The 19,686-nt window shown below is 69.2% G+C and carries 13 protein-coding genes and 1 pseudogene; 10 read left to right on the forward strand and 4 right to left on the reverse strand.

Annotated elements, in window-relative coordinates:
• Nucleotides 1-61 precede the first annotated feature (61 nt).
• The 4 genes from ACIRJR_RS00105 (at nt 62) to ACIRJR_RS00120 (ending at nt 3,271) form a co-directional block, all read left to right on the forward strand.
• Nucleotides 62-496, forward strand: a complete 435-nt coding sequence (locus tag ACIRJR_RS00105) for a DoxX family protein (RefSeq protein ID WP_306103179.1) — start codon at nt 62-64, stop codon at nt 494-496.
• A gap of 82 nt (nt 497-578) precedes the next feature.
• On the forward strand, nt 579-1,232 hold the full coding sequence (locus tag ACIRJR_RS00110) for a lytic polysaccharide monooxygenase auxiliary activity family 9 protein (protein WP_306103180.1): 654 nt from the start codon (nt 579-581) through the stop codon (nt 1,230-1,232).
• Between the two features lie 152 nt (nt 1,233-1,384).
• Nucleotides 1,385-1,906 (forward strand): DoxX family protein, encoded by a 522-nt coding sequence (locus ACIRJR_RS00115; protein ID WP_306103181.1) that lies wholly within the window; start codon nt 1,385-1,387, stop codon nt 1,904-1,906.
• A 48-nt stretch (nt 1,907-1,954) separates the two neighbouring features.
• Nucleotides 1,955-3,271 carry an ABC transporter ATP-binding protein gene (locus ACIRJR_RS00120; RefSeq protein WP_306103182.1) on the forward strand — a complete coding sequence of 439 codons (1,317 nt, stop codon included), beginning with the start codon at nt 1,955-1,957 and terminating at the stop codon, nt 3,269-3,271.
• Between the two features lie 1,104 nt (nt 3,272-4,375).
• Here ACIRJR_RS00120 and ACIRJR_RS00125 read toward each other — a convergent pair.
• Nucleotides 4,376-5,635, reverse strand: coding sequence for a hypothetical protein (locus tag ACIRJR_RS00125; protein WP_403771355.1), 1,260 nt, complete (start codon nt 5,633-5,635; stop codon nt 4,376-4,378).
• A 589-nt stretch (nt 5,636-6,224) separates the two neighbouring features.
• Complete coding sequence (locus tag ACIRJR_RS00130) at nt 6,225-11,405, reverse strand: sacsin N-terminal ATP-binding-like domain-containing protein (protein ID WP_403771358.1); 5,181 nt, start codon at nt 11,403-11,405, stop codon at nt 6,225-6,227.
• Between the two features lie 637 nt (nt 11,406-12,042).
• On the opposite strand from ACIRJR_RS00130, the pseudogene ACIRJR_RS00135 reads away from it, so the two are divergent.
• A pseudogene (locus ACIRJR_RS00135) lies at nt 12,043-12,282 on the forward strand (transposase); the annotation flags it as partial.
• A 39-nt stretch (nt 12,283-12,321) separates the two neighbouring features.
• Here ACIRJR_RS00135 and ACIRJR_RS00140 read toward each other — a convergent pair.
• Nucleotides 12,322-13,638: a helix-turn-helix domain-containing protein gene (locus ACIRJR_RS00140; RefSeq protein WP_403771361.1), complete on the reverse strand. Its 1,317-nt coding sequence runs from the start codon at nt 13,636-13,638 to the stop codon at nt 12,322-12,324.
• Nucleotides 13,639-13,805: 167 nt separating this feature from the next.
• On the opposite strand from ACIRJR_RS00140, the gene ACIRJR_RS00145 reads away from it, so the two are divergent.
• Together ACIRJR_RS00145 and ACIRJR_RS00150 are read left to right on the forward strand one after the other, a co-directional pair.
• Complete coding sequence (locus ACIRJR_RS00145; RefSeq protein WP_403771363.1) at nt 13,806-14,411, forward strand: hypothetical protein; 606 nt, start codon at nt 13,806-13,808, stop codon at nt 14,409-14,411.
• Nucleotides 14,412-14,613: 202 nt separating this feature from the next.
• A complete protein-coding gene (locus ACIRJR_RS00150; protein ID WP_403771366.1) occupies nt 14,614-14,913 on the forward strand; it encodes a transposase in 300 nt (99 codons plus the stop codon).
• 270 nt (nt 14,914-15,183) lie between these two features.
• On the opposite strand, the gene ACIRJR_RS00155 is transcribed toward ACIRJR_RS00150, so the two are convergent.
• The gene (locus ACIRJR_RS00155) at nt 15,184-16,245 is read right to left on the reverse strand and encodes a LacI family DNA-binding transcriptional regulator (RefSeq protein ID WP_403771369.1); all 1,062 of its coding nucleotides are present in this window, start codon (nt 16,243-16,245) and stop codon (nt 15,184-15,186) included.
• A gap of 167 nt (nt 16,246-16,412) precedes the next feature.
• Between ACIRJR_RS00155 and ACIRJR_RS00160 the strand changes: the two genes are divergently transcribed.
• From ACIRJR_RS00160 to ACIRJR_RS00170, 3 genes are read left to right on the forward strand one after another with little or no spacing between them, the layout of a single operon-like run.
• Nucleotides 16,413-17,741, forward strand: coding sequence for an extracellular solute-binding protein (locus ACIRJR_RS00160; RefSeq protein ID WP_403771372.1), 1,329 nt, complete (start codon nt 16,413-16,415; stop codon nt 17,739-17,741).
• On the forward strand, nt 17,738-18,745 hold the full coding sequence (locus ACIRJR_RS00165) for a carbohydrate ABC transporter permease (RefSeq protein ID WP_403771375.1): 1,008 nt from the start codon (nt 17,738-17,740) through the stop codon (nt 18,743-18,745). Before ACIRJR_RS00160 ends, ACIRJR_RS00165 begins: the two co-directional genes overlap by 4 nt.
• Nucleotides 18,742-19,590 carry a carbohydrate ABC transporter permease gene (locus ACIRJR_RS00170; RefSeq protein ID WP_403771378.1) on the forward strand — a complete coding sequence of 283 codons (849 nt, stop codon included), beginning with the start codon at nt 18,742-18,744 and terminating at the stop codon, nt 19,588-19,590. Before ACIRJR_RS00165 ends, ACIRJR_RS00170 begins: the two co-directional genes overlap by 4 nt.
• Nucleotides 19,591-19,686: the final 96 nt, after the last annotated feature.

Below are 19,686 nucleotides of genomic sequence, written 5' to 3' on the forward strand. Positions count from 1 at the left end.
ACCCGCGACCGGGCCCAGCAGTACCCCTATTCCTCCTCCCCCGCAGAAAGGCATGCGGCACATGCCAGCAGCCAGGTTCGAACAGCCCATCCTGAGCCTCTTCCGCATCGTGACCGGCCTGCTCTTCGCCTGCCACGGAGCCGCCACCCTCTTCAACGTCCTGGGCGGCCCGCACGGCGCGATGCCCAGCACCGGGGAGTGGCCCAGCTGGTGGGCCGCGGTGATCCAGCTGATCGGTGGAGTACTCGTGCTGATCGGACTGAGCACGCGCACGGCAGCACTTCTGTGCTCCGGGTCCATGGCCTACGCCTACTTCGTCAACCACCAGGGCGACGGGCTGCTCCCCATCGAGAACGGTGGCGAGAGCGCCGTGCTGTTCTGCTGGGCCTTCCTGCTCATCGCCGCCCTCGGCCCCGGCCAGTGGTCCCTGGCCGCCCTACTGAACCGGCTCGCGCGCCGGCGAGAGGAGGTGAGCACCCACCTGAGCAACGCCTGACCGCACCACAAGCTGTCATGTACACCTAAATCACTGGTCGGGGATCGGCCTGTGATCTCCACACACACAGAGGAAGAGCACCATGAACCGCATACCCGCAACGCTCTCCCGCGTCGTCGCGCTGAGCTCGGCCTTACTGGCCACCGCACTCCTGGGCGTCATCCAGGCACCGACGGCCTCCGCACACGGCACCGTCATCACCCCCGAGACCCGCAACTACGGCTGCCTGCAGCGCTGGGGATACACCGAGCCCAACGAGTCCCAGGACCCCATGTGCTACCGGACCTACCACGAGAACGCGAACGCCATCGGCGCGTGGAAGGCCGTCTACGCCAACAACACCGGCGACAACTACAAGCAGGTCGTCCCCAACGGCCAGATCTGCAGCGCCGGCGGCCAGGGCGAGACGAACTACCGTCCCCTCGACCGCCCCGGACCGTGGAAGATGACCAACATCGGCTCCGACTTCACCATCGACCTCTACGACGAGGCACGACACGGTGCGGACTGGCTCGAGGTCTACGTCACCAAGCAGGGCTTCAACCCGGAGTACCAGCTGATCGGGTGGGACGACCTCGAGCTGGTGAAGAAGACCGGCAGGTACCCCTACCAGCCGCACTACGTCACGGACGTCAGTACCTCCGGCTACAGCGGACGCCACGTCGTGGTGACGGTCTGGAAGGCATCGCACATGGACCAGAAGTACTTCCTGTGCAGCGACGTCAACTTCAGCTGACCGGGACCGGCTGACCCGGGACCCCGCGGGAAGCAGTGCCTCCCGCGGGGCTCGTCCCCTCTCGACTCCGTAGGACCCTGGGCCGGCCAACAGCCACCGCCGGACGCCCAGCGCCCCGGCTGTCCGAGGCCTTCTCCAGCGGAGGATCAATGATGACCAATACCTCCCACCACCACCCCAGCGAGAAGCCCGCCCGCGCCAACCGCTCACTCACCTCGACGTTGGGGACACAGCAGCCCCTGCGGAACCGCCTCGCAGCCCACGCGTACCGCTACACGCGGATCAGCACCCTCGTCCTGCGCGTCTGCATCGGCCTGATCTTCTGCTGGTTCGGCGCCCTGAAGTTCTTCCCCGGCGCGAGCGCGGCCGAGAACTTCGCCATCAGCGCCATGACCGAATTAACCATCGGACTCATCCCCGACCCGGTCTGCCTGCTCCTGCTCGCGGTCCTGGAGACGGGCATCGGGCTCGCGCTCCTGACCGGCTTCCTGCTCCGCTGGGCCCTGGCAGCCTTCTTCCTCCACATGACCGGAGTCTTCCTCTCGCTGCTCCTACTGCCCGACGCCGCCTGGCACACCGCGGCTGTTCCCACCCTCGAAGGCCAGTACGTCATCAAGAACATCGTCCTGGTCGCCGCCGGCCTCCACGTCGCCGCCGCCGAACTCACCCCCTGACCGGCCCCTCTCTTCTCCCGCCAAGCGCGACACGTACCAGGAGCACCCGTGGGCAGCACCATCACCCTTCACGACCTCACCAAGACCTACCCCAACCGGCAAAGGGCCGTGCGCCAGCTCTCCCTGACCGTCGAGGACGGCGAGTTCCTCGTCCTGCTCGGCCCCTCCGGATGCGGCAAGTCCACCCTGCTGCGCATGATCGCCGGCCTGGAAACCATCAGCGGGGGCGAGTTGCATCTCGACGGAAAGATCGCCAACGATCTCCAGCCAAGCGAACGCGATATCGCGATGATCTTTCAAAGCTTCGCGCTCTACCCCAACATGACCACAGCGCAGAACATCGGCTTTCCCCTCGCGGTTCAGAAACAGGACCCCGGCCAGGTGACGGCCCACGTGCAGTCCGTCGCCCAGACCCTGGGCATCGACCACCTCCTGAACCAGATCCCCGGCCGGCTCTCCGGTGGGGAGCGCCAGCGCGTCGCCATGGGCCGCGCAGTAGTCCGGCGCCCCTCGGTCTTCCTGATGGACGAGCCGCTCTCCAGCCTCGACGCCCGGCTACGTGCCCGCCTGCGCACCGAAATGCTCGCGGTCACCCGCAGCACCGGTGCGACGACCATTTACGTCACCCACGACCAGGCCGAAGCCATGGCGCTCGGCGACCGGGTGGCAGTCATGCGCGACGGAGTCCTTCAGCAGGTCGACACCCCCCGCACCCTCTACGCACTGCCCGCCAACGCCTTCGTCGCCTCGTTCGTCGGCACACCGAGGATCAACCTGCTGCACGGCACGGTGTACGCCCCCGTCGACGGCGTCATGGCGCTCAACTTGGGGGCCCAAAAAATCACCCTCTCCTACCCGCTCACGCATGACCACCAGATGCTCCGCGTCGTCCAGGGACAGCCGCTCCTCATCGGACTGCGTCCCGAAGCCATCCGCATAGCCGACAAGACACACGCCACCGCCTCCGAACGAGCCATGACCGGGGTCGTCGAGCACACCGAGTTCCAGGGCCACGAAGCGCTGCTCCACCTCTCACTGGGCGGACAGCAGGCCGACGTACCGGCCCAGCTCTCCGACCACATACCCCACCACCAGGCCCGCACAAGCGCCGCCGACGTCCTGCGGCAACTCCGCCGCCGCATCAGCCTCTTCGGCCGCCACCCCGCGCTCCCCGGCGCCACAGAGCCTCCGGCGCAGTCCCCTACCCGCAAGGGCATCGGAGAACTCGTCATCCGCGATGAACCGGGCGCCCGTCATCGAAGAGGCCAGCACATCCCCCTCCTCATCGACGTACGCAACCTGCTCGTCTTCAATGCACGCGGCGAACGCATCAGCCCCGACCCCACCCAAGTGCCGCAACTCTGACTACAGCTAAAACACCCCACTCCAGCCCTGACCAGCCAGCCTTCCCCCGCCGAGGACAGAAACCGGCGACCGTCCAGAAGCACCACAAGGGGCACGTGGCGGTCGAGCACATCCGGACTTCCGAGTAGCCCATCGGCGGTCCGCTCGACAGGGCAAGACCGGGGTCCCGGCCGGACCGGGAGCAGGAACTCCTCCAAGCCGAGCGGCGGCGCCGGTGGCACGCGGCTATCGCAAGGGCATGTGAGCAACAGATTGGAACCTGCGCGCCTTCGGATGTGAGACGGCGAAGTTGAACCGACGCGCCCAGGTAGGCCAGCAGACGTGCTTCTCCGCGCTAGCGGAGGTGAGCTGCCCATCGCGGCGGGGGAACAAAGGCCGACCTCCGCCCACAGCCCCGGCCCCGGCCCCGGCCCCGGCCCGCCACGCTGCCCCACGTCGAGTGAAGCCGAAAGAGCCTCCGTCAGCCGTGGGAGCGCTCTGGGACTTTTCTGGGACTTTCGGCTCCATCAACTGGCACGAGCATGAAACAACTGAAAGACCATTCTCCCAGGTCAGCGACCGAATCCCTCTCATCGTCGCAGGCCACCTCGCTGGCTGGTTTCTTCCGGGACATCTGAGAGCTCTGAGGAAAGGTAGCGTGGATCCCCTCCTGACCTGCACGTATGCGAGCCAGGAGGGATTCGGGGCCAGCCGGGTACTCGACTCACTACCTCACTATCACGCCCAGACACCCTCCACGAGCCCGTCCCGCTCACTGCAGAGGCAAGCTCGCGCATCCTGCCCCTTATCGCTCCCCTGCGGTCATGATCGACGTGGTCGCGGCCAACTCCCAGGCCGCGCAGGCACCGTCGGGCTGTCAGCAAGGTACGGGAACAGCTCAAGAACGAGCGCTCCGGCAGCGGTCCCCGGGATCTGGAGAGCACAGTGACACTGCTGGAGGAGCCAGGCGCAGCGGAGAGGCGATCGCCCTGCCGGACATCTACCGGCTGGACGACTGGTCGGCAGCCGAGCTGCGGTACCCGGTAGCGAGGCGGAACATCGGGCCCCGCCCGGCGACCGCGGTCCGGTGTCAGCCGAGGGGCATGCGGCACACAGGGCCGCTGTTCATCGAGCTGCTCTGCGCTGCGCGTTCCGTGCCGCCTGCGGCGCCTCCTCCCCGCTCAGCGTGGCGAGCACGAGGTTGCGCTGTCCTCGGAAGCTGCGGATGACCTGCTGGCGGACGAGGTCGGTACTCGTGCCGGTGGTGCCGATCTGGCCCGTCTCCACCAGGCGGGTGAACAACGTGTTGTCCAGGTAGGCCGGAACGTTCTTGTAGCCGAACCGGACGGCGCCACCCCGCCCGTCCTTCAAGCGGGCGTCGTCGCGCAGCGATTCGAACTGCCGGCGGGAAAAATACATGCCGTGGATCATCTCCGTCGTGTGCGGCAGCACGGAACGCGGATGGCAGAGCTTGATCCAGCTCGGGCTGGGGTCCAGCCGCTGCTCGTCGGACAGACCGGCGTGCCTCTCCGCGTACCGGTCCAGGCTCTTCATCCGCCTGAGCTCCTTGGCGAGGCTCCTGTCACTTGTCGGGTAGTAGAAGCCGCCTCTTTCGGCGTCGAGCTTCTTGTACTGCACGAGGACAAGGCTGTGGCGTGTGACGTTGTAGAAGATGATGTCGCAGCCGAGGGCCTGTTCCGCCTGGGTGCGGTTGGCGTTCGCGACCAGCAGCGTGCGGCCGTGCTCACGGAACCTGCGCCAGGCCACATGGTTGGTTTCCTCGCTGAGCCACCCGTGCATCGCGCGAGTGTCCTGCAGGATGAGATGGTCCTCAAGAGCCCGCTGATTACTGAGCCTGTCGGAACGGGCCGGAGGGTCCTGCGGACGCTGCTCCGGCAGGTCGAACAGTTCGTCAGGATGGCGGGCTGCTCCCACCATGTCGAGGAAGAGCGGGGGCACCGTGTCGTCGTACAGCTCCTCAGCGGGCGGGTCCCACTCCGCCAGCTGTGGGTCCTGCATCCCTGCCATGCGTGTGACGGCCAGTGTCGCGTCGCGCTGCAGTGCCACTTCCTGTGCGGCACGCGAGTCGCCGAAGTCCCAGGAGTCGATGGCTCCCTCGATCAGCTGGACCGCTTCCGTCAGCTCTGGCCGCAGGCGCAGGAGCCGGGCGCGTATCGCCTCGCCCGTCCCCTTGCTCTGGTGGCCCTCCTCGACCAGACGGCGCCGCTGGGCCGCGGTCAGTCCGTCGAGCAGTTCGGCGAGCAGAAGAGGCCTACGTAGTCGGCGCACATGAGTGACGCGCAGTTGCTGGTCCTGGTCCTTGGCCCCACGTCGGCGGACGGACTTCCCCACACGGGTGACATAGAAGCGCCCGTCAGCGTCCATGGACGCGATCAGGAGCAGATGACGGCCCTTGGACCACAGATCACGCCCGCGCGTGAACGACCACTCCCACTCGTGTCGACGGGATTGGTGCAGCTTTTCGAGGAAATCCAGATACTCGTCTTCATTTGCACGGCACTTGATGATCGCCACCATGGCCGTATTCTTGCCGGTCTTTCTGACAGGCCGGTCCCTTCCGGCCAATTGCGCGGGCTGTTTGAAGCCCCCCGCCTGCCGCCCAGGTAGGCCAGTTCCCCGTCGTTGCGCTGCGCCTCGACCGGCCGACCGTCCAGGTGCGGGTCCTGGGTGCGGGACTCCAGGCCGCCTGGAGAGTGACCAGGAACGTACAGCCACCCTCGTCCCAGTACTGAGCGATCAGACCCGCGTCGTGGAGGAAGAGCACCGTGCGCGGTCGGCGGAGCGGGCGGCGATCCTCTCGGCTGTGCCCTGCAGACGGTGATCCACCGATCCGGTCGCACGGCGGCGGCCCGGACGACCGCCGGTGACCGGGCCCGTACGCGCTCACGGCTGTCGTCCTGCTCGCGCCGGGCAGGGCCCGCAACTCCTGCGCGGCCTGCGCGGCGGTCCTCCGTCAGTGCGAGCCGGAGGGTCGTTCCTTTCCCAGGGGCGAGCACTGGTAGCGAACTCCCCGGCTCACCATCCTGAAGCGGTCGCGTCCCTGGGCCGAGAAAGGGTTCGGCAGGTCGAAGACGCGGCGTTCCTCCGGGACGAGGGCGCAGGTGATCAGCAGGATGCGGTAGCGGTTGCTCCGGGCGTGACGGCGGGCCGCGTCCACCTCGGACGGTCCGAGCTCGAACTCCACCCGTTCGGCCCCCGGGTCGCTCAGCGCCTTCACCTCGTACAGCCGAGTGGTGTCACGCCAGGCGACCTCGAAGTCGTAGCCGAGGGAGTCGGAAGCCTCGTCGTCGCCGTTGATCACGGCGGCATAGCCCGACACCCACTGAACGTCGGGGTAGTGGCGCTGGAGCCAGGCGCGCGCCGCCACCTCCCCGACAAGGCCGATGGCAGACCGCTGGTCCTCACTGGCCCGCTTCGTCTTCGCGACGACGATGCGCGGCTTGGCGGTGGAACCGCTTCCGCTTCGCGGTCTGGGCACACCGGCCACGGTGTCCAGGCGTACCCTGCCCGACTGGGCGAGGAATGCCTCGTCCACGGTCCTCGATGCGATGTCCGCGATGGTGGAGAACTGATCGCTTCCGACCCTGATCTCGGCGTCACCGATGGTGATCGTACGCGGAGCCACGATGGTGGAACTGCCGGAGCCCTGGGACAGTGCGGCCGTCTGCGCGAAGTCCTTGTCGGTGAGGCCCAGTGACACGGGGTCCGTGGCGTGCGGCATTCCGTCGGGCCATCCCACGGCAAGCTCCACCGCGTCGAGCAGGTGCTTCTCACCCAGTGGCAACAGGTCGCCCAGCCCGGTCCCGTCGATGTGACTCCTGCATTCCATCAGCACCGCTCCATGCCATCCCGCAGGCACCTGAACGCCGTGGCGGCGGCACCAGGCGGTCACCAAGGGGATCAACGTCGGTACGAGCGCGTCGACTGCGGCCGTGTTGCGCGCGCGTAGTCGGTCGGCGGGCTCGAGTTCTGTGGGCCGCTCGAGGTCGTCGTCGGCTTCGTGTGCCCGGAGCCACTCCCTCAACCTGGCGCACATCGCCTCTTCGGGCGGGGTGATGAAGCAGGAAAGCCACTCCGGGGCCGGCTGGAGGTCGTGCAGACCGCGGGCCGCGGCGTAACCGGAGATGTCCTCTCCCTGCCGAGCGGCAGCGGCGTACCGCTCGCGGAGCCGGTCGAGGAGAATTCCGAAGCGGGCACGCACGAATTCACCGAAGACCTGTTCATGGCGGTCGGGATAGTAGTCCGGGGAGTATCCGGGACCGAGGGCGGCCATCGCGGCATTGAACTGCTGGAAGTCGATACGCAGTTCGTCCCTGAGCTCGGCCGGTTTCGTGCAGGAGCGGGCCAGGGCGACCAGCTCCGCCGACGGCAGCGGCAGATCGGGCGCCAGCCTGTCGATGATCCCGGCGAGTTCACGCTCACCGGCCGCACGGTCAAGGAGATGCGCGACCTCCTCATCCCAGGCATCGGCGGCCAGACACGCCAGTACCGGGCGGAGCAGTCTCACCGTGTCCTGCACGTCACCAGTGAGGTTGCGCCGGATCTCCACGACCTTGGCCTCGGTCGTGTCCAGCGCTGCGGCGAGGACACTGTCGTCGACGAGTGTCGGACTGACGCCGCCGAAGCTCCGCTCCAGTTTGACAAGAACCAGTTCCAGCGCGTCCTGCAGCCACGGCCTGCCCAGCAGCTGTGCGATGGCGGGCGTCCCCGCCTGCAGTTCGTCCCAGCCTTCCTCGCTCCTCCAGACGACCACCGTGGGGTGCTCGTCGTCCGGCAGCGGCAGGGCGCGCGTCGACGACGGCGGTTCGGCCGGTTTCCCGGAAACGGTGATCTCCACGTCGTCGGCGTGTACTACGCGGAGGGCGCGGAGTCGTTCGAGCGCAGCACGAACGCCTCGCTCGCTGCGGCGCACGAACGCCCCGGACTTGAGCTCCATGGCGAGTGCTACCACGACGACCAGCCACTCCCTCCCTCTGATGAACACCGCCGCCTGCCCCGACGGCATGATGGGGGCGCCGTCACGATGACGGACCTGCACGTGGGTGGCCGACGTACGTTGTGCCCTCAGTCCATTCGCCTCGGCCAGGCGGACGACGGCGTCACCGGACTCCGCCGGGGCTACGAGGACGGAATGCCCCGCCGGCTCGATAAGCGCTTCCTTCAGAGGGTCCGTCTCGTCACAGACGATGACCGGTACTTCGTCGGACGACGGGGCGAAGGTGCCGAGCACGTGAGCGCGACCGACCACGAGACGGGCTTCCTCACCCTCTGTCCAGGGCCACTGGCCCGTCCGCGCGATGTCCGACCACGCCCGCTCGTAGTGACGTTTGAAGGAGACACTGAGGCACTCGGGCACGTCACCCTTGTCGAGCACATCCGCCAACTGTTTCACCACCGCCCCGGCGTGGTGCGGATCGTCCCACCTGCGGAGTCCCAGCCGGACCATCCGCTCGACGACACTCTTGTCACTGAGAAGGCGCCTCGTCGACAGGGGCAGCGCGGGCACGAAGGCCGGCAGTTCGCCGTCGGCGCTGAACCAGGCCCGGCGGGGCTCGACGAAGGACGGGCCCCCCGGGTCCTCCACGGGGAGCCAGTCCATGCTTCGGAGGTACGAGGCCAGAGGAGTGGGCCAAACGTGCGCGTCCTTGAAAGGGTATGTGGGCCTGTGGACCGTGACTGTGAGCACCTCCTCGTCCCAGGTGCGGAGCCCGTGCATCAGCAGTTCGGCGAACTCGCGCCTGGCGGCGGAGCCGAGTCCCGCGACCTCGGTCGCGCCCGCCAGGTGGGCCGGCGCCTTCGCGAACTCGTACGGCGTGTACGGGTGTGCGAACTTGGTCCACCCACTCCTGACATCGGCCGGCCAGGCTTCGGCGAGGGCATCCTCCAGTTCGAGGCGTATGGCAAGGCCCGAGGGCCGCAGTTCGTATCCCTGGCAGGCCCCAAGTCGTTCCCCGATGGCTCCCGGCCTCAGGCCGTCACACACGCCCAGAGCTTGCAGGAACTCGGCGTAGTCCGCACGATTCCGGACCGGCGCGGGCCAGTTGTCGGGGCCGCTGATCCACTGGTCCCGTTGTGCGGCCAGAGCCGGGATCCGGGACCCTCCCTCGGCGAGGAACCGCTCCAGCCGTCGCGCGCCCTCGGTGCTCCAGGCGGGTGAGAAGGAGCAGCGCGAGGCTCTGTCCCACCGGCCGGTGCCGGCCAGCGGCAACCGGAAGGGAATGCTTGCCAGCCGTCGGCGCTGGGCCTGGGTGAGCAGGGGGTACTGCCGGAAGGCGAAGGTGAGGGCGTCGCGACTGAGCGCCTCCGAAGGATGCTCGGAGAGCAGGTCATCCAGGGCATCGAAGACGCGGTCCAGTTGGTAGGGGCGCACGAGTTCGTGGCGCTCGAGAAACCCGCGAGCGGCTATGTCCCAGGCGATCGCCGGGTGGGTGAAGGAGATACGGCGTCGCAGTGCCTTGAGGTCGCCCGGGACTCGGGTGGCGGTGTCGCCGTCCGTGATGTCGTCGGGCCCTGGGTGGAAGAAGACGGTCGCGTCCTGCCTGCCGGACCCGGTCCGGCCCCCGAGGGCGCTTCTCAGCTGTACGTCCTGGGTGAGGATGATGCGTCGCCCCCGCAGCACGGCCTGGTCCCGGGCGAACGCATGGGAGAGGTCGCTGTAGAAGTCCGCCCATACTTGTCCTGCCGGTTCCGTACCGCCGAGCAGTGACCGGGCCACGGCCTCGGCCCACTCTGCGACCAGCAGCGCCGGAGGACGGAAGGTCCTGGAGAGGACGGCTCTGCACAGCTTGTCCAGACGCGTGTGGCGGACCGGGCCGACGGACGGGGTCAGCAGGTCGGCTCCCGTCTTCGTGAGTGCCTCGGTGGTAAGGACGCGCCAGGAGCGCTTGCCGTCGGGACGCCATCCGAAGGAGTCCTGCAGCGAACCCCACGCTTCCCGGCCGTGCAAGGGCACGATCGGTTCAGCGGCGAGCTTCTGGTTCAAGACGGCGTCCAGCCTGTCCGGCTCGTCCCAGCACATGAGGTCCAGCACGAGGTCCGCGGCACGGAGGTGGGGGGTCTGCGAGCGGATGCGCCTGCCCAATTCCACCGTCAGCACGGCGAGCTGGTTGAGGAGGAAGGCGTTCAGGGTCACCGTCTCGCTGATGTCGAGACGGGCCAGCTTGGTGAAGAACGGGGCATGTGCGTGGCCGGAGAATGGGGCATGGACGCCTTCAGCCATCGGCAGGAAGGTGTACATGCGCCCGTGGGTGAGCGGCGCGTCGAGGCGCAGCGCGACCGCCACCCATGCCTTGGCATCCCAGTTCTCCCAGGCGGCGTCGATCTCGCGTGCCTGGACGCTGCGGCTGATCGCTCCATTGAGGGCCTCGGGATCGAGTGTGCGGCGTGCCAGCAAATAGCGGCCGGCCCCAGCGAGGTTGACTTCCCGTACCCAGTCGTTCTCACAGGCGACGACCAGGTCCGATGCACACTCGGCACGCGAGAGAACGCTTCGGAAACCAGTGCCGGAACCATCGCGTACCTCAACGAGGAGTTCGGTGACCCGGTCGAGGAAGAGCAGGAGTGGTGCCTCTCCGTCCGCCATGTCCCGGGCCTGCGCCACGGCCAGCCCCCAGGCGTGCCGGTCGCGCAGCGGCAGCCGGACGACCGTGGAGTATCCGTCCTCGGCGAGTTCCTTGAGCACGGGATCGGTGGCGTCGGCCGGTACCGGCAGCGCCAGCGGGGAGATGTCCTCGATCACCCGGGCCGCGAGTGCCGGGGCGTCCACCAGGGTGCGCACGTCCTCGGGCCTGGCGAAGCGGAAGCAATAGCCGTCGAACACCTGGGAGTCGGGTGAGGACTTCGAGTAGATCTCCGGCCAGTCCGTCAGTTGCAGCACGCTGCGGAAACCGAGACCCTTGTTGCCGATTCCCTCACCCGCAGCCTTGCTCGACAGGGCCAGCTCGGTGATGGCGCGGAAGTTCTCCTCGGCGAACACCGCCCCCTCGTTGGCGACGTAAAGGACGCCGTTATCCCCGTGCGGGATCGCCAGCACGGCGATCCTTCCCGGAGCGGATTCACCGATGGCGTCGTGGCCGTTCTGGAGGAGTTCGAGGATCGTGCGGCCCTCATACTCCTGGGCGGTGTCCTCGCTCACGGACTTCAGGCTCTCAGCGAACCGCCATGTCTCGCCTGCATCCCTATAGATCTCGACTCGCCGCCGGGTCAGGGCGAGTACTGCCGACCGGAATTGGTCGCACTCCGCGGCATCCCACATCGATGACATGGCTGTTCCCCCTCGTTCGTGCACAGCCCTGTGCCTGCCAGAACCTGGCAATGCCATCCAACCGAATCAGGGGCATGATTTCTGGTGAATGTCACAACGTGTGACACATGAGTAGCCGGCCGCTCTCGCTGCTCCACACATTCCCATCAGGATGTGCCTCCGCCGTCCTGTGGAACCGCGTCACCCAACGCCTGCCGCCGAAGGCGCAGTGTCGAAGGACACCGCCTGGTCACCACTGCCTGCGACATCGGGGCGTCGGATCGACGGGCGGCCGCGGACACGAGCGGCAGGCCCCAGTGGCCTCCGCACGCCCCCCCACCGCGCTCGTACGCCCTGCGCTAGCATCCCTGGGACTTCTCTGGGACTTTGAACCAGGAGCGACGGCTTCCGAACGTCGAATCGGTCGACCGTCACCGGGTCCCGTAGTCCTCGACCAGTTCGCCGATCAAAGCGAGGAGAGCATCAGCCCGGTTCCGGTCCTCACGCTGGTCGCGCAGCCAACTACAACCACCTGCGACGATGGTTACGCGGGCGAGGCATTACCCACCGCATCTCCCGCAAGGGAGTTGAGTCCTCACAACGCCTGGGCCGCCACCGCTGGACCGTGGAACGCACGATGGCATGGCTCGCTGGATGCCGCCGCCTCCACCGCCGCTACGAGCGCAAAGCCGACCACTTCCTGGCCTTCACCAGCATCGCCTGCACCCTCATCTGCTACCGCAGACTCGCCAAACGAGATGGTCGCTAAGCGCTTGCTCATCCTGTGTCCGTCGAAGTTACTCATCGGTCACCCAGTCTGTCCGGAGTCCGAGTCTGTGATCCAGCGCCCTTCGGCTGAGTCATGCACGTACGCCGGCCTCCCCCTGGTCCCGCTCGTGCGGAACGGCTTCCCGCCGTCCGTGATCCGCACCGTCCCCGTACGGCCCCCGGCACTCCATTCCAGCTCCAGGTACCAGCGGCAGTCGCAGCCCGCCGTCCGCGCGGAGACCAGCAGCTCCTCGGGGTCGGAGGAGGTGACCTTGTACGGGAACGAGACGGCCGGGATCTTCCGGACCTCGGCGCCGGAGGCGTCAAGGCCGTCGACGGGCCTCGCGAGCGGGCGCGGCCGGTCGAGGTCCACGGCGAAGTGGCGCGGGGTGACGGCGCCGCCACAGCCGTTGTCCATCCGGTACGCGTTCCACGGCAGCGGCGCGGCGCGGTCGACCACGCGCACGTGCAGGGCATGGAGGACGACGGCGTCGGACGGCGACCGGCCCTGGACCGTGATCCGCACCAGCGCCTCCCCGCCGTGCACGGCACCGTGCGTCCCGGCCCACGCCCCGGAGTCGGCCGCGACCGGCGGCGGGGCGACCGCGCGGGGGGCCCGGTCCACGAGGTAGGTGTGCCCGCAGCCGCCCTCCCACATCTGGGAACCGATGCTCCAGGTGAAGGGGAGGGGGGCCGCGGTCCGCCCCGGAGCGGTGGAAGCAGGAGCGGGGGCGGAAGCCGTACGGGTGGGGTGGCCGAGCAGGGCGGCGGCGAGGGCGAACACGACGAGGGCGACGGCGGCGGCGACGAGGGGAGCGGGGGCGCCACGACGGGGGCGGGCGCGGGGCGCCTCCGGCGCGGACAGACCCGCGGCGGACGGGTCCGGGGCGGTCGGGTCCGGGGCGGACAGACCCGCGGCGGTCGGGTCCGGGGCGGTCGGGTCCGGCGCGGACGGGTCCGGCGCGGACGGGTCCGGCGCGGACGGGTCCGGCGCGGTCGGGTCCGGGGCGGGGCCGGGACCCGGTTCCGGCGCGGACGGGTCCGGGTTCGGTTCCGGCGCGGCCGACACGGCCGGCGCAGGCGTGGGCGCGGGCGCGGCCGCTCGGCGGCGGGCGCGGTCCGCCTCCGTCCAGGCCGCCTCCAGGGCGCGCCGTTCCTCCTCGTCCGCCCCGCACAGCAGGGCGAGGCGGTCGACCACGGCGAACTCCTCCGGGACGGTCGCGCCCGAGCAGTAGCGGTGGAGGGTGGACGCGCTGACGCTCAGCCGCCGGCCCAGCGCCTCGTAACTCCTCCCGTCCCGCGCCTTCAGCGCGCGCACGAGCCTCGCGAACTCCTCGACGGCGGCGTCCTTCGGCATTTCATCCCCCTCGACCCTGCGTCCCATCCTTCAGGTCCTTGCACGTCAGCGGGGGTGGAATGGTTCCGGGACGGCTGGTGGGCGTGTGATCGTTGCAGTCGGCGGGCGCCGGCCCCACCCTGGTTGAGCACTGACCGAACGAACGACCCGACGGGGGATCCACCACCATGAACAAGCTCCGCACCGCACTCGCCACCGCAGCCGCCGCCGCACTGGGCCTCGCGGCCCTCGCCACAGCCCCGGCGCAGGCCGCTGCCCAGCCCGCCTTCCTCGCCGCCTCCCAGATGCCGCCGTCGTCGACGCCGTGGACCGCCACCCAGGTCTTCACCGGCGTCCCGGAGAACGGCGGCGTCCTCTGCGCCCCGTACAAGATCCCGGCGCAGAACACCCGCTACCGCGAGTTCAGCACCGAGCTCGACACCAACGGCGTCCAGGTCACCACCGTCGCCCGTACCGAGGCCGACGCCGTGAAGCTGGTCGACACCCTCCGCGGGGCCCTCGCCGGCTGCGGCCCCCTGCTGGAGCAGCAGAACCCGGGCCTGCAGGCCGCCAGCGCCTCCCACGGCAAGCTCGCCGTCGAGGAGGGCGCCTGGGTCTACAGCCTGGACACCGCCGACCCGCAGATCGGCATCTCCGACATCCACCTGTTCTCCGTCGGCCGCGACGGCCGCACCGTCACCCTCGTCCGCTGGGGCCAGATGGGCGACCTCGAGGACGCCCCGCTGACCGCCTTCCGCACCACGACGAAGACCGCCGTCAACAAGCTCCACTGACCCGAGGGCTCCCCCGAGGGCTGACCACAGCTCGTCAGCGGCGCGGCCGGAACCCGGACGCGCCGCTGTCGTACCCACCTGCTCCCGCCGACGGCGACCACTTCCTGGCCTTCACCAGCATGGGCCTTGACCGGCCTTGACCCCTGATGCCGGACACACGAGGCACTGGGACGGATGCTCGTGGAGGAAGCAGACACAGGTAGTGAGTGAGAAGAGCACAACGACAGGGCGGTATACGGCCGGGTTCGAGCGGGACGCGGTCACCTTGGCGTCGTCCTCGGCGAGGACGGTCACCGAGGTCGCGAGGGATCTGGGCGTGAGTCCGGAGGGGCTGCACGGGTGGGTGAAGCAGGCGAAGATCGACCGTGGTGAGGGGCCCGCCGGGGCTTCGACCACAGCGGAGCGTGAGGAGTTGGTCCGGCTGCGGCGGAAGGTCCGCGAGCAGGAGGCCACGATCGAGGTTCTGGGAAAAGCGACCGCCTCCTCTCTCAGGACGAGATGAGGTAGACACCGCCGCCACGCGGTGTCGTTTCATCGATGCGGAGAAGGCATCGGAGGGTAATCCCGCAGGTCACGTCGTTGCGTTTCCGTGCCGCGTGCTGGGAGTGGCCCGTTCCGCCTACTACGTGCACAGGGCGTCACGGCCGGCCCGGACGGTGCGGCAGCGGGCCTCCTGATCTCCTGCCGATTCCAGACGGCCCTTTCCGGCTCGGCTGACGCCCGGCAGGCGACGCGGGAGGTCAAACCGCCCGGACACGCCTCGCTCCCGTCGTCACGCGCCTTCACCCTCGTCACCGTACGGCGGCGCCGGGGCCGGGCCCGTACTGCCTCTGGGGACGAGCTCCACAGGCAGGACCACGTGGCGCTCCCGGTACGCCTCGGGGTCGTGGATCACGCGGTGGACCAGCTCCGCCGCCGCCTCGCCCAGCCGGCGGGCGGGCTGCGCCATCGTGGAGAGGTCCCACGGCTCGGACATCGCGTGACCGTCGAAGCCGAGGATCGACATCCGTTGCGGCACCGGGACGTTGACCCCGCGCAGCACCGTGAGGAGCCTGAAGGCGATGTCGTCCGTCTCGGCGAAGATCGCCGTGGGAGGCTCCGCGAGGCTGAGCAGCCGCCCCACCGCCGCTTCCAGACTCGGTCCCTGCCACTCGGCGACATGGCGGACGAGGTCGTCGTCCCGCTCGATACCCGCCTCCGCCAGGGCGGTGCGATAGCCGTCGAGGCGGGCCCTGCTGCTCCAGGCGAATCCCGAGGCGTCCGCGGGCACCAGGTAGGCGATGCGCCGGTGGCCCAGGTTGAGCAGATAGCGGGTGCCGCGCTGGGCGGCCTCCACGTCGTCCACGTAGACGCCGGCTCTGCCTTGTTCGTGCTGACTGACGAAGACCAGGGGCATGCCCAGGTCATCCAGGCGCGCGCGCTCCTCGGGAGAGAGCGCGAAGCTGACGACGAGCAGGGCGTCGGCGTTGCGGCGGGCCGGCAGACGGTCGAAGAACTGTGCGCGCTGCTCGGCGGTGGTGACGCTGTAGACCAGCATGTCCAGGCCGGCCGCGTTCAGCGCGGGCGCCATACCGGCCAGCGCCGCGCCCAGGAACCAGGAGTCGAGGTTGGGCACGAGCACGGCGACACGCCCCGTACGCCCCGTGACCAGGCTGGACGCGCTGCGCGAGATGGCGAACGACAGCTCGCGCGCCGCCTTTTCGACGCGCGCCCGGGTCTCCGGGGACACCGTCGACAGACCGCGCAGCGTGCGCGAGACGGTCGAGGGCGAGACTCCGGCCCTCTGGGCGACATCCGCCAGCGTGGCGCCCCTCACTGCGGATTCACCGACCATGCGCTGGACGCTAACACAACGATCACCGCGCACCACTAGCCATTGTGGCAGCGCTGTCATTACGCATCTCCACTCCATGCAGGCGACTGTGACCATTGACACGACTCATGAACCTCCCTAGCGTGACAGCGCTGTCATTTGACAGCGCAAGAGGGAGGGAGTGCGCCATGACCCTGGACCGCAGAGCACTGCTGACGAGCGCTGCGGGCGTCGCCGCGGCGGGTCTGCTGGCCGGGTGCGGAGGAAAGGACCTCGACGACCTGCTCACGCAGGCCGCGACCGTCCCCCGAGAACCGGCCCGGCTGACCTGGTGGGTCTCCGAGATCCCCTCCCGGCGGGGCGCCGTCGTCGCGGATCTGATCATCCGTGCCTTCGAGCGGCGGCACCCACTCGTCCGCGTCTCGAAGATCAACGCCCTGTCCACGTCGGACGGCAACCGCAGCGCCATCGCCACCCAGCTCGCCGGCGGATCCCCCCAGCCCGACGTGTATCTGGGCGACACGACATGGCCCGCGCAGTTCGGCCACGCCTCGCTCGCACTGCCGGTGGAGACGCTGCTTCCCAGCGGCTTCTGGGACGCCTTTCCGGCCGCCCTGCGTGACAGCTCCACGTTCGGTGGCAGCGCCTACGCGGTTCCGTTCTTCACCGACAGCACCTATCTCTTCTACCGCAAGGACCTCCTCGCCAAGCACGGGCTGCGCACGCCGCGCAGCTGGGAGGAGCTGCTGCACACCTCCCGCACGGTGCAGAGGGCCGGCGACGTGGAGACCGGATTCCTGTGGCAGGCCGGGGTCTCCGAGTCGCTGACGGCCAACGTCACCGAATTCCTCGCCGACGCGGGCGCCGAGGTCCTGGACGCGCGGGGCAGGGCCGTACTGGGCGGGGCCGAGGCGGAGCGGGCCTTCTCGCTCATGGCCGACTTCACCGCACACGGGGTCTCGCCCCGCACCGTGGCCACGTACAAGGAGTCGGACTCGCAGGACGCCTTCGCCAACGGGCGCGGGCTGTTCCTGCGCAACTGGTCGTACGCCTGGGTCAATGCGAGCAATCCGAAGGTCTCCCGTGTCAGCGGCAGGATCGCGGCCATGCCGCGTCCGGGCTTCGAGGGGACCGGCCGGTCCGGTGTCTCCTGCGCGGGCGGCTGGAGCAATTTCGTCAACCCCAGCTCCCAGGAGCTGGGTGCCGCCGTGGAGTTCGCCCGGTTCTGCGCCGGGAGCGAGGTGCAGCGCCTCCTCGCCCAGGAGGCCGGCGTCATCCCCGCGATGACCTCGGTGCTGAACGGCCCTCAGGCGCGTGCGGCGGGCGACCCGACGGTCCTGCGCGCCGCCGACCTGCGACTCGTCGCCCGGCCCGTGCAGACCCCGTACTACCCGCAGGTCAGCAAGGCGCTGTACACCCCGGCGAACGCGGTCGTACGCGGCAGCCTCTCACCCGCGGCCGGTGTCCGCGCCGCACGCGAGGGGCTGCGTACGGCCCTGGAAGGAAAGGCGCTGTGAGTTCAGTACAGCAGACGAGGACAGCGACGAGGACAGCGGTGACGGCGACGACCGGCCGCACCGGCGACGCACCGCCCCGGTCCCGGCGGCACCCGAAGAGCGCGCCCCCAGGCTTCGCCGCCCGCCGTCGCGCCCGCACCGGGTGGCTGTTCGCCTCCCCCGCTCTCCTGGTCATCGCGGCGGTGACGGTCTTCCCCGTCGTCTTCTCGCTGGTGCTGTCGTTCTGCGAGGTCCGGCTGGAGTACGGCGGCCTGCGGATCGGCTCGCCCACCCTCGCGCACTACGAAACGCTTCTGACGCACTCCGAGTGGTACAGGGCACTCGCGTTCACGCTGGGCTTCACCGTCGTCTCGGTCTTCATCGAGCTGGTCCTCGGGACGCTCACAGCGCTCGTCCTGGAACGGCTCGGTGCTGCCCGCGGGTGGATCCTCGCCCTGCTCCTGCTGCCGTGGGCGCTGATCAACGTGGTCGCGGCGCAGCTGTGGTCGTATCTGTTCAACGGCACCTACGGCGCGGTGACCTGGCTCTGCGAGCAACTGCTCGGCACCCGGCCCGACATCCTCGGTGAGCCGGTGCCCGCGATGGCGGCGATGGTCGCCGTCGACGTGTGGAAGACGACGCCGTTCGTCGCGATCGTCGTGCTCGCCGGTCTGATGCTGATCCCGGGCGACGTCTACGAGGCCGCCGAGATCGACGGGGCGAGCGCCTGGACGACGTTCTGGAGGGTCACGCTGCCGCAGCTGCGGCCCATCGTCGCGATCGCGGTCCTCTTCCGCATCCTGCAGGCGTTCGGGATCTTCGACCTGCCGTTCGTCCTGACCCAGGGCGGCCCGGGGACGGCCACCCAGTCGGTCGCGATGCTGGGGTACCGGATCCTGTTCCAGAACCTCGACTTCGGGGGCGGTGCCGCCGTCGCGATCACCACCGCCGCCATCGTCCTGGCCTGCTGCCTGTTGTTCCTGCGCGTCTTCCGCGCCCAAGTCGACGAGGAGGGGCGGGCATGAGCCGCCACGTCCCGCGCACAGGCGTGCGCCGTTACGTCAATGCCGTCAACCTCGGCGGGCTGGTGATCGCCGTGTGCGCCACGCTGCCCCTGATCTGGATGGCGTCCGCCTCCCTGAAGGGGCCCGGCGAGATCAGCGCGACGCCGCCCTCGCTGCTGCCGTCCCATCCCACCCTCGGCAACTACGAGACGGCGTTCTCCCGGAACGGCATCGGCCACTACTTCCTCAACAGCGTCGTCGTGGCCTGTTGCTCGACGGTGCTGATCCTGTCCCTGGCGTTCTTCGCCGGTTACGCCCTCGCCCGGCTGCCGTTGCGCGGCCGCGGGGCCGTCATGACAGCGCTGCTGATGCTGTCGGTCTTCCCGCCGATCGCCCTGCTCGTCCCACTGTTCCTCATGGAGCGTCAGGCAGGGCTGCTCAACAGCTACCCGGGGCTCATCATCCCGTACGTGGCACTGAATCTGCCGTTCGCGATCTGGATCATGCGCAACTACCTCAGCGGCATCCCGGGGGAGCTGGAGGAGGCCGCGGCCATCGACGGCGCCGGCCCGCTGCGCACCGCCGTGACGGTGATCCTGCCTCTGGCCCGGCCGGGGATGTTCACGGCCGGGGTGTTCTCCTTCACCGCGACCTGGTCGGAATTCCTGCTCGCGCTCACCTTCAACGGCTCCGACGACCGGCGCACCGTCTCCGTCGGTATCGCCCTGTTCACCAGCCAGTACCAGGTGCCGTACGGGGTGATCTTCGCCGGTGCGATGGTCGCCACCGTGCCGATCGCGGTCCTGGTGCTGATCTTCCGCCGGTCCGTCGTCTCCGGCATGACCACCGGCGCCGTGAAGGGCTGACCGGGCCCCGTACGGCGTGACGGCCGGTCCGGCCGTCATGCTCCTGACTTCCGCACATCCGAACCCCGTCCTGGGCGCAGCCCGAGAGGTACACAC

It is taken from the genome of Streptomyces sp. NPDC102402 (assembly GCF_044765765.1).
In the GTDB taxonomy this organism is placed as follows: domain Bacteria; phylum Actinomycetota; class Actinomycetes; order Streptomycetales; family Streptomycetaceae; genus Streptomyces.